This is a genomic window from Amycolatopsis dendrobii (assembly GCF_014145675.1).
In the GTDB taxonomy this organism is placed as follows: domain Bacteria; phylum Actinomycetota; class Actinomycetes; order Mycobacteriales; family Pseudonocardiaceae; genus Amycolatopsis; species Amycolatopsis dendrobii.
Genome location: NZ_JACGZW010000009.1, coordinates 326,142 through 339,756 on the forward strand (window position 1 = coordinate 326,142; position 13,615 = coordinate 339,756).

Annotated in this window: 12 protein-coding genes; 5 read left to right on the forward strand and 7 right to left on the reverse strand. The window is 70.5% G+C overall.

Going from position 1 to position 13,615, the window contains the following annotated elements; all coding sequences use genetic code 11:
* Positions 1–56: 56 nt before the first annotated feature.
* From H4281_RS27320 to H4281_RS27335, 4 genes are all read left to right on the forward strand, one after another.
* Positions 57–197: a hypothetical protein gene (locus H4281_RS27320; protein ID WP_158242475.1), complete on the forward strand. Its 141-nt coding sequence runs from the start codon at positions 57–59 to the stop codon at positions 195–197.
* Positions 198–1,682: 1,485 nt separating this feature from the next.
* A complete protein-coding gene (locus tag H4281_RS27325) occupies positions 1,683–2,288 on the forward strand; it encodes an RNA polymerase sigma factor (RefSeq protein ID WP_009071544.1) in 606 nt (201 codons plus the stop codon).
* Complete coding sequence (locus tag H4281_RS27330; protein ID WP_182893769.1) at positions 2,285–2,770, forward strand: carboxypeptidase regulatory-like domain-containing protein; 486 nt, start codon at positions 2,285–2,287, stop codon at positions 2,768–2,770. The genes H4281_RS27325 and H4281_RS27330 overlap by 4 nt, the downstream gene beginning before the upstream one ends.
* A gap of 53 nt (positions 2,771–2,823) precedes the next feature.
* A complete protein-coding gene (locus H4281_RS27335; protein ID WP_182893770.1) occupies positions 2,824–5,412 on the forward strand; it encodes a CHAT domain-containing protein in 2,589 nt (862 codons plus the stop codon).
* 73 nt (positions 5,413–5,485) lie between these two features.
* Here H4281_RS27335 and H4281_RS27340 read toward each other — a convergent pair whose 3' ends face one another.
* Together H4281_RS27340 and H4281_RS27345 are read right to left on the reverse strand one after the other, a co-directional pair.
* Complete coding sequence (locus H4281_RS27340) at positions 5,486–6,244, reverse strand: polysaccharide deacetylase family protein (protein ID WP_182893771.1); 759 nt, start codon at positions 6,242–6,244, stop codon at positions 5,486–5,488.
* Positions 6,245–6,328: 84 nt separating this feature from the next.
* Complete coding sequence (locus H4281_RS27345) at positions 6,329–6,775, reverse strand: SRPBCC family protein (RefSeq protein WP_182893772.1); 447 nt, start codon at positions 6,773–6,775, stop codon at positions 6,329–6,331.
* 74 nt (positions 6,776–6,849) lie between these two features.
* Here H4281_RS27345 and H4281_RS27350 point away from each other — a divergent pair, with 74 nt between their 5' ends.
* Positions 6,850–8,808, forward strand: coding sequence for an FUSC family protein (locus H4281_RS27350; RefSeq protein WP_182893773.1), 1,959 nt, complete (start codon positions 6,850–6,852; stop codon positions 8,806–8,808).
* Positions 8,809–8,949: 141 nt separating this feature from the next.
* Here the strand turns inward: H4281_RS27350 and H4281_RS27355 are convergent, their stop codons facing one another.
* From H4281_RS27355 to H4281_RS27375, 5 genes are all read right to left on the reverse strand, one after another.
* Positions 8,950–9,189 (reverse strand): antitoxin, encoded by a 240-nt coding sequence (locus H4281_RS27355; protein ID WP_182893774.1) that lies wholly within the window; start codon positions 9,187–9,189, stop codon positions 8,950–8,952.
* A gap of 65 nt (positions 9,190–9,254) precedes the next feature.
* Entirely contained in the window at positions 9,255–10,223 is a 969-nt protein-coding gene (locus H4281_RS27360; RefSeq protein ID WP_182893775.1) for a prephenate dehydrogenase, read from the reverse strand.
* 29 nt (positions 10,224–10,252) lie between these two features.
* Positions 10,253–12,259: an NADPH-dependent 2,4-dienoyl-CoA reductase gene (locus tag H4281_RS27365; RefSeq protein ID WP_182893776.1), complete on the reverse strand. Its 2,007-nt coding sequence runs from the start codon at positions 12,257–12,259 to the stop codon at positions 10,253–10,255.
* Between the two features lie 2 nt (positions 12,260–12,261).
* Positions 12,262–12,813: a PadR family transcriptional regulator gene (locus tag H4281_RS27370; protein ID WP_182893777.1), complete on the reverse strand. Its 552-nt coding sequence runs from the start codon at positions 12,811–12,813 to the stop codon at positions 12,262–12,264.
* A gap of 77 nt (positions 12,814–12,890) precedes the next feature.
* Positions 12,891–13,613, reverse strand: coding sequence for an ESX secretion-associated protein EspG (locus tag H4281_RS27375; protein WP_182893778.1), 723 nt, complete (start codon positions 13,611–13,613; stop codon positions 12,891–12,893).
* Positions 13,614–13,615 lie beyond the last annotated feature (2 nt).

The following is a 13,615-nucleotide window of genomic DNA, read 5'->3' on the forward strand; positions in this document are numbered from 1 at the left end:
TCTAGGCGCACCCTGGATGCGTCCTATGGGGCGAACCAAGGAAAAGGGAGGGCCACATGCCTGCGGATCAGAAGGACGAGCGGCAGCCGGGAACCACCGTTCCGCCCGTCAAGACGAGCCCCGCGCCTGGGGCGAACCGGGGAGTGCAGCCGGACGGCAACCACGAGCCGCTCGACGACACCGGTACTGCCAAGTAGCGAGACGGGCGGCGCCCGGGAGCCGAGGGGGCTGCCGGACGTCGTCAGCCGGAGGGGTTCGGGGAGGAATCCCTTCCGGCGGAGCCCGAAAGGGGAGCGGGCTCCCCTGGGGGCGGGAAGCACCGGCCGGCACGGACGAACAGTTCACGCCGGCCGGTGCGCACCCGCACGAACGCACGCGACCGGCGACCTGCTCGGCACAAGGGGGCGAGCAGGCCGCCGGCCAGTGCGAAGCGACCGACGCACGTGACGACAGGGACTGGCCACACCGCCGGTCCGGTTCCGCTCGGCCCGGGTCTGGGGGACCCGGCCCGGCCGGACGGGTTCGGAGGGGACCCGGCCGGCCGCCGAGCCCACCGGACAGCGGCAACGGCCAGCCCCAGGCGAACCGGCTCGCGGGCTGGCGCGGCAGGACAGGTTCGGGGAGCGGCCTGTCTGGCTGGCGGAGTTCGCGATCTGGTTCGGCGGGACTTGGCGGATCAGCGCGGCGGATCAGCGCGGCGGGACAGGCCGGGGAGGGCTTGTTCGGCTGGCGGGCTTGGCGGATCGGTCCGGCGGAAGTGGCGGATCGCCTTGCGGGCTGGCGCGGCGGGACAGGTCCGGGGAGGGCTTGTTCGGCTGAGCGGATCTCGCGAGGGGTTCGCGGAACTGGCGGGTCACGCGGGGCTGGCGCGGCGGAACAGATCCGGGGAGGGATTTGCCCGGGCTGGCCGGCTTCGCGGGCCGGTCCAGCCGGACTGACGGATTGGCTTGCCAAGCCCATCCGGCCGAACGGACCTCGGGGAGGGGTTCGCGCGGGCGGCGGGTTGTGCGGGCTGGTCCGGCTGGGGGTCGGCTCGCGGCTCGGTCCGGTCAGGCGGGTTCGGGGAGGAATCCGCCTGACCGGACCGAGCGCGTGAGCTGACCTGATCAGGTCAGCCGGGGGATCCAGGGGAGGGATCGATCCGGCGGGACAGGCGAATCAGCTTCCGGGCTGGTGCGGACGGGCGGATTCAGGGGAGGGATCCGTCCGGCCGAACCGGTCCGGCGGGGCGCGATGGGTCGTTGGGGGACTCATCGGGTCCGGTGGAGCTGCCGGGACACGGCCGTGCTGGAGGGGGAGCCCAGCCGGTCGTGTCCCGGCGTCCTGGCGGCTCCGAACCTGCTTGACCTGCACAAACACGCAACCGAAAGGCACGAAAACCGCACCGAAGACCGCACCAGCGGCCGCCCCGACCGGCTCGTGAAAAAAACTCACCCGGAAAAAGTCAGAGATTGATGTATCCCAGAGCCAGTTGTTTGCTCCTCAACCAAGAGCCCACCCACGGGGCACACACCGTGCCCCTGGACACCATCCGCATCATCGACACCACTGAAAGAGCGCGCATCATTCACGATCGATCCGGTACCCGACCGGAGAGGCGACCCGCGACGGGCCCGGACGTGCCGACACGACCGGAGGCTTGCTCGCCCAGGTCGGCCCACCTCCGGAGTGAGGCAGCTACGGTGACCGACGTGCACACCACCGAGGTAGACCCGCCCTGGGAAGGCTTGACCGGCGCCGACCTGCACGCCGCGTGCATGGAAGCGGCGCGGGGCGGCGATCGGCGCGCCATGGCGAAACTCGTCGACGAGCTGACACCGCTCGTGTGGCACGTCGCGCGCGCCAACGGGCTCGATCGGCAAGTGGCCGAGGATGTGGTCCAGACCGTGTGGCTCGCTCTGTTCAGCCAGCTCGCGAAGCTGCGCGATCCCCGCGCGCTCGCCGCCTGGCTGATCACCACGACTCGCCGGGAGGCGACCCGTCCCTATGGCAGGCGCGCCCAGCCGGTGCCGCTGTCGGACGAGGTCGCCGCGACGCTGGAAAGCGATCATCCCGCACCTGAGGAGGAGGCCGTCCGCGCCGACCGCGACCGCCGGGTCTGGCGCGCCTTCCTCCGGCTGCCCGCACGCTGCCAGGAGCTGCTGCGGCTGACCGTTCTCGCCGGCCGCGCCGAGTACCGGGCGGTGGCCGAGGCTATGCAGATGCCGCGCGGCAGCGTCGGGCCCACCAGGGGCCGCTGCCTCGACTCGATGCGCGATCTGCTCGCAGGAGAAGGGGGTGCCCGGTGAGCGACAACATCGGCAGGCCGGGACACGGCCACGCGGTTCCGGACGACGAGGCCATCCTGGCCGACATCGGCCGGTTCCTCGACGAACTCGACCCGCCGCCGGACGATCTGGTGCAGCGGGTCCAGTTCGCGCTCGAGCTCGAGAACCTCGACGTCGAGGTCGCGCGGTGGGAACGGCTCGACGAACTGTCGGGCGTGCGCAGCACGGCGACCGGCACGATCACGTTCACCGTCAGCGACCTGACCGTGATGATCAACCTGACCAAAATCGGGAAGGTGCACCGGATCGACGGCTGGCTCGCGCCCGCGGGCGAGTACGACGTGGAGGTCCGGGTCGCCGATCACGGCACGTTCGCGACGGCGACCGACGAGGGCGGCCGGTTCGTGCTCGAACGCGTCCCCTGCGGAACCACGCAGATCCTCGTGCACCTCGGCGCCGGCCCGCACCGCCGCACCGTCGTCACGCCGACCGTCGTGCTCTGAGAAACCCGGACGGGCGTTATGGAGAGTGGCGGAGGTGTGCTCCCATAGAGTCCGTGTCCGCGCCCGTCCATGATCGAACGATCGCGGCGGCGTCCGATCTGTACGCGCGCGGCCGGGCCGCCGCGTCCGACCAGCGGCCCGGCATCGCGGTGCGGTTGTTCCGCAGCGCGCTCACGCGGCTGGCGCGCGTCGCCGAACCGCTGCCCGAACACCGGGAACTGCAGGTCCGCGTCCTGGTGAGCCTCGGCGCGGCCGAAGCCGAGGTCGCGTCCACCGACGCCGGTCTCGTGCATCTCGAAACCGCGCGGCAGCTTCGCGACCAGCTTCCGGAGAGCAAGGTCGCCCGCGAACTGGGCTTGCTGGTCACCGGCCAGCGCGCGGTGGTGCTGATGCGCGGCGGCCGGTTCAGCGAATCGCTTTCGGTGTACGACGCCGTCATCCCCGGCATCGAGGCCGAGTTCGACGACGGCCGCCGGACGCTGGTCGTCATGCTCCTGAACCGCGCGCTCGTGCACATGGCGCTGAACCAGCCGGACGCTGCGCGAGCCGACCTCGAGCGGGCGCTCGACTTCGCCCGCGAAAACGGGCATACCTTGCTCGAAGGCAAGATCCGGCAAAACCTCGGCGACCACGCGCAGCTCATCGGCGACGTCCCGAAAGCCTTGTCCAGCTACGAACAAGCCGCGCGGATCCTCGTCACCGAATCGCCCGGTTCGATCCCGTTGATCCGGCTCGACCAGGCCCGCGCGCTGCTCACCGCGGGCCTCGCCGACGAGGCGGGCAGGCATCTCGACGAGGCGCTGCCGGAGTTGCGCGCCAACGGATCCGGCCAGCACATCGCGGAAGCCGAGGTGGCCCGGGCCGCGGCCGCGTTGCTGGAGGGCGATTTCGCGTTGGCGCGAAAGTCCGCGTCGGACGCGCGGCGCCGATTTCTCCGTCGCGGCAATCGAACGTGGGCCGAGATCGCCGGTCTGGCCCGGTTCCGGGCGGAAGCGCAGCAGGTCTTGTCGGACCGCAAGGGGCGCTCTACCTCGCGATTGCCTGCCGAACTCGTCTCGATCGCCGAACGGCTGGCGGCGCTCGGACTGCGTGACGAGGCGGCGGTCGCGCGGCTCTTCGCGGTGCGATTGCTGATCCGCCGCAAGGAAATCGCCGAAGCCTCGCTCGTTCTCACGCACGTGCCTGCTCCGCGTGCGACGTCGCCGGTCGACCATCGGATGCTCTTCCGGCTCTGCCGGGCGGAGCTGGCCGTGGCCGAAGACCGGCCGCGCGCGGCGCTCGCGCAGGCTCGCGCCGGACTGCGTGAACTCGGCACGATCCGCGACCGGATGGGCGGGCTCGACCTGCTGTGCGGCACGGCCGTGCACGGCGAGGAACTCGGCAGGCTGGCGATGCGCCTCGTGCTGCGGCGCGCGCGGCGGAACGCGGCGGGCGCGCGGCGGATGTTCGCCTGGCTCGAACGCACCCGGGCACAGGTCTACCGGTACGAACCGCTGCCGGTGATCGAGGATCCGGTGCTGGCCAAGCACATCAACGAAATGCGGCACGTCCAGCGCACCATCCAGCGCGCCCGGCTGGAGGGCGAGCCGGTGAAGGCGCTGGAGCAGCGGTACACCGAACTGCAGCGCGAGGCGAGCAGGCTCGGCTGGTACACGAGCCAGTGGGGCCGTCCGCGGCCGGTCGCGACGCCGGACGAGGTCGTCGCCGCGCTCGGCGATCGCGTGCTGGTGAGTTTGGTGCCCTACAACAATCAGCTGTACTCGGTGGTCGTCGACCGCGGGACGTTCCGGCTGCTCAAACTGGGTCCGCTCGACGACATCGTGGAGACCGCGACCCAGCTGCACGCCGACCTCGACGCGCTCGCGCCGGACCATCTGCCGCCGATGCTGGCCGAGACGGTGTCCGCGTCCGCGCGCCGCCGGGCGGAGAAGCTCGACGCGCTGATTTCCGCGTCGCTGGTCAAAACGCTCGACGACCGCGAGCTGGTGATCATCCCGATCGGCCAGCTGTACGCGATGCCGTGGGGCGCGTTGCCGTCGCTGCGCGGGCACCCGGTGTCGATCGCGCCGTCGGCGACCGCGTGGATCACCGCGAAGCGCCCGGCGGAGGACGGTCCGGTGCTGCTCGCGGGCGGTCCTGGCGTGCCGGGTGCGGTCGGCGAGGTGAGCAAGCTGCGCTCGGTGTACCCGGACGCGCAACTGGTCGAGGGCGAAGCCGCGACGAGCGCGACGGTCCTGACCGCGTTGGACGGCACCCGCTTGGCGCACCTGGTCGCGCACGGCGCGCACGAGCCGGCGAACGCGCTGTTCTCCCGCGTCGAACTGGTGGACGGCCCGCTGTTCGCGCACGAGACGACCCGGCTCGCGAACCCGCCGGAGCGGGTGGTGCTGGCCGCGTGCGAGCTGGCGATGAGCCACATCCGGCCGGGCGAGGAAGCGCTGGGCTTCGCCGGAACGCTGCTGGCGAGCGGTTCGAAGACGGTCATCGGCGCGGTGGCGCGCGTCGGCGACCGGGCGGCGGCGGACACGATGGCGGACCTGCACCGGCGGCTCGCCGAGGGGACCTCGCCGGCGTTGGCACTGGCTGAGGCGGTGGCGGTGGACCCGATGCGGCGGCCGTTCGTGTGCCTCGGGGCCGGCTGAGCGCGGGGGCTGGCGAAGCAGCGACGTCGTGAGTGTTTATGCCGGTTAGAACCGGCATAAACACTCACGAGGCTCAGCCGAGGAAGTCGGCCAGCGGAACCGGCGTCAGGCCGTCCTTCTTGGCCTGGGCGATAAACGCTTCGTAGTCTTCCTTGAACGTCTTGCGGAAGTGCATCAGCACGATGTCGCCGGGACGGAGCTTGTCGCCGGTCTGGAACTGGACGACACCGTCGTTGACCGAGGCGGTCCACAGCACCGAAGCGCGCATCCCGCACTCCGCGGCGGCCTTCAGCGTGTTCTGGTCGAAGTTGCCGAACGGCGGGCGGAACAGCGTGGGCCGGATGCCGAGCGAGGCCTGGAAGTCGTCGGCGTCGTCGCAGATTTCCTTTTTCTGGAAGTCCAGCGGTTTGCCCTTGAGGTTCGGGTGGTTGACGGTGTGGTCGCCGAGCACCGCGCCGGTCGAGTCGAGGATGGCCTTGAAGTACGCCTCGTGGCCCTTCACGTACCGGTTGTTCAGGAACAGCACCGGATGCCCGCCGGACTGCTGGATCAGGCTCTGCGCCGACGGGTCCTTCACCGCGCCGTCGTCCATCGTGATGAAGACGTACGGTTTGTCGGTCTGGATGCGGCGGACCACGGGGACCTTGCCGTCCTGGATCGGCGCGACCTTCTGCTGCACGGTGCCGAACGGGTACGGCCCGGGCGGCGGACCCGGTTTCTGCGCGCCCGGCGCGGGGTTCGCCTGTTCCGGGGGTTGACTCGAGTCCGGGCTGGAGCACGCCGACAGCACCAGCAAACCGGCCAATGCCGCCGCCAGCCACCGTTTCGCCATGCCGCTTCCTTTCCCTCGGGGTCACCCGAGGGGATGACGTCTGTGCTCCGGCATTAGTTGATCGTTGTGGTGCAGCGCACCCGGTCAGGCAGCATGATTGCCCGCTTTGGCCAGCTGGGTGGCCAAAAATCCGATCACGCCGCGCAACGCTGCGAGGGCTGCCGGACCCGTTCCGGGGATGCGTTCGGCGAACGAACCCGACCACCTGAGGTCCGTGCCGCCGTCGGCGTTCGGGGTGAACGCCACCTCCGCACGATAGTCGTGGACGGGGCTGAAACCGTCGAATGTGTAGACGTGCCGCCGATCCGGTACGTATTCGAGAGTCCGTTCGCGGATCCGAACCGGCCACAATCCGACTTCCCGGACAGCGCCGACCCGCCCGTCGTCGCCGAGCGCCGCCCAGCGGGACTGCCACACGAGCGGTCGCGCCCACGTCGACCACTGAGTCCCGTCGCTTTCCAGCCGGAACAGCACCGGAGGCGGCGCGCTGCTCACCTTGTTCACCTCGAACGAGTACCTGCGATCCGGCATGAAACCTCCTCGAACACGTTGTTGGCCGAGCGACAAATCAATCCCGGACGGCCCCGGTAGGTCAAGATGGTGCGGTGAGCCGCCCCGACTTCGCCGCGCCGCACTGGCTGACGCAGCTTCTGCGTTCCAAACCGGTTCCCATTCCGTGGAACATGGTCGCTCGCGCGGTGGTCGCGTTGGCTACTCCGCTGGCGGTCGCCTACGCGGCGGGCGACATCGCGGTGGGCGCGCTGATCTCCACCGGCGCGCTGCCGACCGTGCTGTCCGAAGCCGCCGGGGCCTACCGCTACCGCGCACGCCGGCTGGGCGGCGCGACGTTCGCGGCCGGGATGGGCTACCTAGTCGGGCTGCTGACCGGCGGTATGCCCGCCTGGTCGATCCCGGCGATCGTGGTCATAGCGGCGATTTCCGCGCTCATCAGCGCCGCGGGCAGCAACGCTTCGGTGGCCGGGCTGCAGATGTTCGTCTTCTGCGTGCTCGGCACCGCGCAGCACGCGACCGGCGTACGCACCGAAGTGCTCTTCGGCTACTTCTGCGCGGGGGCTGGCTGGGGCTTGCTGGTCGCGCTCGGCACCTGGACGCTCCGCGCCACGAGCCCCGAACGCACCGCCGTCGCACAGGTCTACATCGAACTCGCGGCGATGCTGTCGGCCGAGGACGAACCGACTTCGCGGGTCGCGCGCCATCAGCTGACCACCGCGATGAGCACGGCGTACGACCGGTTGCTGGTCGCGCGCTCGTGGCTGTCCGGGCGAGACGCGGCGTATCGCCGGCTGCTGAACCGCCTGTCCGCGACGACGCCTGCGGTCGAAGCGTCGGTCGCGATGGTCAACGCCGGACAGCGCCCGCCGGACGAGGTGATCGACTACCTGACCCGCGTCGCCGCATCAGTGCTGGCGAGCCAGCCGCTGCCGCCCGCGCCCGAGTTGCCGGACGAGAACGCCGACGCGGTCGTCAGCGCGCTTTACGCCGGACTGGCGCGGATCGGGAAGCTCGACGATCGCAAGCGCCGCAAGAAAGTCTCGCTGCTGCGCCGCCTGCGCGAGTGGGCGAGCGGGCTTTCCGGACCGCTGACCTGGCTGGCGACGCTGCGGCTCACGGTATGCGTCGCGGTGGCCGAAGTGGTGGCGCTGATGGTGCCGTTCGAACGGTCGTACTGGATCACGCTCACCGTCGGCGTGGTGCTGAAACCGGACTTCGGCTCGGTGTTCGGCCGCGCGGTGCTGCGCGGGATGGGCACGGTCGCCGGCGTCGGGATCGGCGCGGTGGTGCTCGCGTTCGGCGCGCGCGGCTGGGTGCTGGTGGTCCTGATCGCGGTGTTCGCCGGCGGGGCCGCGGTGGGGAAGGTGCGCAACTACGGGATGCTCGGCACGTTCGTGACGCCGCTGATCATCCTGCAGATGGACCTCGCCAACACCGGCAGCTGGACCGTCGTGCTGGCACGGCTGGTCGACACCGTGATCGGCTGTGTGATCGTGCTCGTCGTCGGCTATCTGCTGTGGCCGGGTTCGCGACGACCGACCGTCGGGGGGCGGCTGGCGGACAGTTTCGACACGGTCGCCAAGTACGTCCGCACCGCGATGGTGCTGAACTCGACCAGCGAATCGCGGCTCGCCCGGTCGCGGGCCCGGCGCGGGGCGTACCGCGCGCTCGCGGACCTGCGGACGGCGTTTCAGCAGGTGATCGTGGAGCCGTCGCCCGCGGGACGGCAGGCGGTGGCGTGGTGGCCGGTGATCGCGGGGCTGGAGCGGGTGACCGACGCGGTGACCGAGGTCGGCGTGACCATCGGCGAGGGTGCGCCCGCTCCGTCGCCCGCGGACATCGAACTGCTCACAGACGCGTTGGCGGAGCTGGCTTCCGCGGTCCGCGAGCAGCGGGACCCGGATTCGGTGCCGATGCCGGACAACCCGCGGCTCGCCGGGGTGGTCGACCAACTCGGCTCGACGTTCGACGCGGTACGCGGCCCGGACCTGGTGGAACGGTCGCCGCTGCGGCTGGTGCGCCGGTTCCTGCCTTATCACCGGCGCACCTGAGCACCTGAGCCGCGCACCGGTGCCGAGAGCGCCCCAATGCCACATTGGGTGCGCTGGACGCACCGAATGCCACATTGGGTGCGTGGGATGCACCCAATGCCACTTTGGGGCGCACCTTGGCCCACCCTGGAGGCGGAGGGTTTACTGCTGTCCGCCGGGCTGGCCGCCCTCGGGCTTCTCGCCGCCTTCTTCGTTCTTGCCGGTGACCTTGCCGAGCAGGTCCTTGGCCTTGTCGACGCCGCCGTCGATCTGCGAGTCATGCCCGCTGACCTTGGACTTCGCGAATTCAGCGGCCTTCTCGAGACCCTGCTCGAGCTTGCCGCTGTTCTCGCGCAGCGCCTCGGTCGCCTTGTTCTTGAGCTCGTCGAAATTGATGCCCATCGAATGCCTCCCCGGGGTTGGGATTGAGAGGCTTCAATCGTCACACACCAGGCGTTCCAGGCAAGTCAAGACACTTCGCCGAGTGCGACGGCTCCGTCCAGTCCGGTGATCCGGCCGCCGCGTTCGCCGAGTGCGACGAGTCCTTCGCGGGCGTCGGCGGCGGTGAGGTCGATGCGGACGCCCGACAGTGCCGCGTCGCGGGCCGCTTCCAACGCCAACGCGCCCTCGTGACCTGCGTTGATGGTCGCGGCGAGGCCGCCGGTGGAGGCGAGCGAACCGCGGGCCGCGCCGAGGCGGCCGAGTGCGTCGTCGACGATCGGGAGCAGGGCGTCGCGATTGCCTTCGGTCATCGCGCGCACCAAGTCCGGCGACGAGCCGGCGACGCGGGTGCCGTCGCGGAACGATCCAGCGGCAAGCGACATCGCGAGCGGGCCGCCCTGTGCGCCGACCGAGGCGAGGATCGCGGCGAACAGGTGCGGCAAGTGCGAGATCCGGGCGACCGTTTCGTCGTGCGAATCCGCGGGCAGCGGCACGGCGTGCGCGCCGACGTCCAGGACAAGCCGGGTGACCTCGGCCCACGCTGTGAGGTCGGTTTCCTCTTCGACGCCGACGACCCACGCCGCGTCGCGGAAGAGCATGGCGTTGCCTGCGAGCCAGCCGGAGTGCGACGTGCCCGCCATCGGGTGCCCGCCGACGTAACGCGTGTACGGCGCACGCCTGCGGACCGCGTCGAGCATCGGGCCCTTCACGCTGACCACGTCGGTGAGGATGCAGTGCGACGCGTGCTGCGCGACCTGCCGCAGCAGGTTCTCCACCGCGGGCAGCGGCACCGCGATGACCACGATCGCGTCCGCGGCCGCGGCTCGCTGCAAGGCGGCTTCGGCGTCGGTGGTGACGTCGTAGCCGCCGCGGCTCGCCGCGTCAGCGTCCACTTCGGACACTGTGGTTCCCCAGACCGTCCTGCCGCTCGCCGCGGCGGCTCGCAGCAGCGAACCGCCGATGAGCCCGAGCCCGATTACGCATACGTCTCGCACGGGGCCATCCTGCCAGTGCGCGCAAGCGGCTACAGGACGGCGGCCAGCCGGGTGCCCTGGTCGATCGCCCGTTTGGCGTCCAGTTCCCGTGCTTCGTCAGCCCCGCCGACGAGGTGCACCGGGACGTCGCCGAGTGCGCCGGCGAGTTCCCGCACGGATTCCTGGCCAGCGCAGACCACCACGGTGTCGACCTCGAGCAGTCGCGGTTTCCCGTCGACCGTGACGTGCAGACCGGCGTCGTCGATCCGGTCGTAGGAAACTCCGCTGATCTTTTCCACGCCCTTGGCGCGCAGAGCCGCGCGGTGCACCCAGCCGGACGTCTTGCCGAGCCCGGCCCCGATCGGCGACTTCTTGCGCTGCAGCAGGTAGACCTGCCGCGGCGAGGGCTCCGGTTTCGGCTTGGCCAGTCCGCCGGGCGCGAGCGCGGGGTCGGTGACGCCCCATTCGGCCATCCACGCGGCGCGATCCAACGCGGGCGACGAACTGTGCGTGAGGAATTCGCTGACGTCCACGCCGATGCCGCCCGCGCCGATCACCGCGACCCGCTCGCCGACGGGCTTGCCGTGCCGCACGACGTCGACGTACGAGAGGACCTTCGGATGGTCGATCCCGGGCAGCGAGGGGACCCGCGGCGTGACGCCGGTGGCCAGTACGACCTCGTCGAAACCGGCCAGGTCGGCGGCGGTCGCCCGGGTGCCGAGCCGCACCTTCACGCCGGTGACCTCCAGCCGCCGCGTGTAGTAGCGGATGGTCTCGGCGAATTCCTCCTTGCCCGGAATCCGTTGCGCGATCCCGAACTGACCGCCGATCTCGTCGTCGGCCTCGAACAGTTCGACGTCGTGGCCGCGTTCGCCGAGCGCGGTCGCGGTGGCGAGCCCGGCCGGTCCGGCGCCGACGACGGCGATCCGCTTGACGCGCCGGGTCGGGAGCAGGTTCAGCGTCGTCTCGTGCCCGGCACGGGGATTCACCATGCAGGACACCGGTTTCCGGCTGAACGCGTGGTCGAGGCAGGCCTGGTTGCAGGCGATGCAGGTGTTGATCTCGTCCGTGCGGCCGGTTTCGGCTTTGCGGATCCAGTCCGGGTCGGCGAGCAGCGGACGGGCCATCGAGACCAGATCGGCGGCACCGTCGGCGAGTGCTTGTTCCGCGACGTGCGGCAGGTTGATCCGGTTGGAGGTCACCACCGGGACCGAGACGTGCGGCTTCAGCTTGCCGGTGACCCAGGTGAACGCGCCGCGCGGCACGGAGGTGACGATCGTCGGCACCCGCGCCTCGTGCCAGCCGATGCCGGTGTTGATGATCGTGGCCCCGGCCGCCTCGACGTCGCGGGCGAGCGCGACGACGTCGTCCCAGCTCTGCCCGCCTTCGACGAGATCGAGCATGGACAGCCGGTAGATGATGATGAAGTCCGGGCCGACCTTTTCCCTGGTGCGGCGAACGATCTCGACCGCGAACCGGCGGCGCTTCTCCGCGGTGCCGCCCCACGCGTCGGTGCGCCGGTTGGTGCGTTCGGCGAGGAACTGGTTGATCAGATAGCCCTCGGAACCCATGATCTCGACGCCGTCGTACCCGGCGTCGCGGGCCAGCGCGGCGCAATCGGCGAACGCGCGAATGGTGCGATGCACGCCGTACGCGGTGAGCGCGCGCGGCCGGAACGGGTTGATCGGTGCCTTGCGGCTCGATGCCGAAACGCTCAACGGGTGATAGGCGTAGCGGCCGGCGTGCAGAATTTGCAGCGCGATCTTGCCGCCCTCCGCGTGCACCGCGCTGGTGAGCAACTGGTGCTGTTTCGCCTCGGCGGGCGTGGACAGCTTCGAGGCCAACGGCAACAGCCACCCGGTGCGGTTCGGCGCGAACCCGCCGGTGACGATCAGGCCGACGCCGCCGCGCGCGCGTTCGGCGTAGTACTCGGCCAGCTGCGGGAAGCGGGACGCGCGGTCCTCCAGGCCGGTGTGCATCGAGCCCATCAGGACGCGGTTGCGCAGCGTCGTGAAGCCGAGATCGAGCGGGGACAGCAGGTTCGGGTACTCGGTCATCGTCAGTCCCTCTCGTCGGCCTTGTCGGCGCGCAATGCGGTCAGGATTTCTTCCAGCCACTCGACCTGGCCTTCTTCGACCCGGATTCCGCCGCGCAGCACGAGATACTGATGCAGCGAACGGCCGCGGAGCCGGTCCGGGGCGGGAAAGTCGCGCTTCTCGATCTGCCGGTACAGATCGAGCCGTTCAGCGTGCGCGTCGCGATGCCGGACGATCTCTTCGGCGACCGCTTTCGCATCGCCGAACGATGCTCCGCGGAGCTTCACCGCCAACTCTTGCGGCCCGGCTTGTGGCGCCGGTTCGGCGAGCCAGCGACGCAGCTCGATCCGGCCCGGTTCGGCGACGGTGTAGACCTTCTTGTCCGGCCGCCCGTCCTGGACCACTACGTCGACCGCGACCTGACCGGCCTCTTCCATCCGCTTCAGCACGCGGTAAATCTGCTGGTGAGAGGCGCTCCAGAACAGCCCGATGGACTTCTCGAACCGGCGCGCCAGCTCGTAGCCCGAGCCGGAACGTTCCGACAGCGAGACGAGGATCGCGTGCTCCAGTGCCATGCCGGACAGTGTCATATGCAACTAGGTGCAGTGCAACTGAGTGCAATCCAGGTCACGCCTCGGCTGCATGGCGAGGTTCAGGCGCGCAGGCCGGCTTCGATGGCGTGCAGCATCCGGGCGAGGTCGTCGGCGCCGGCAGGGCTGATGCTGAGCCAGCCGTTGGTGACCACCGCGGTGAACCGGCCTTGTTCGGTGTCGATCCAGTAGGGCGGGTGTTCGTTGCGGATGCGTTCGGCGCCGCGGCGGATCGCGACGTACAACCGTCCTACGTGGATCCGGGGAGCTTGCATCCACTCGACGGCGCGACGTGCGTCGCGGGCGCTGTTGGTGCGGGTCGGCGGCGGCTCTCCGGCGAGCACCGCGCTGTAGTCGGCTTCCGAGCAGGACAGCGAATGCAGGTTCGACGCCGGCGGAGTGCCCGGCAGCGCGGAGACCAGTTCGCGGGCAGCGGATTCCGCGGAGCTGGGGAACAGGGTGATCGTGTCGTGGTCAGCGATGGCGAGGATCGCGTCCCGTCCGGCGGCCGCGGCCTGGAGGGTCAGGTCGCGGCCGTTGATGCGAGCCCAGCAGTAACGGTCGACGGAGGGTCGTTGCAGGAGCCCGATGACGTCGGCGAAGTCGCGGGCCGGCCAGCCAGTCGCGGCGAGTTCGGCGTCCGCTTTCGCGTCCTGCTGGATCTGCTCGTCCGGCGGGTACCACTTCTCGCCGCCGATCAGGGTCGGATGCGGGTCGGAGCGGTCGAGACGGCGGACCAGGTTCTGGTAACCGGCGCGGGAAAACCGTAGGGGGCCTCGGAGCAACG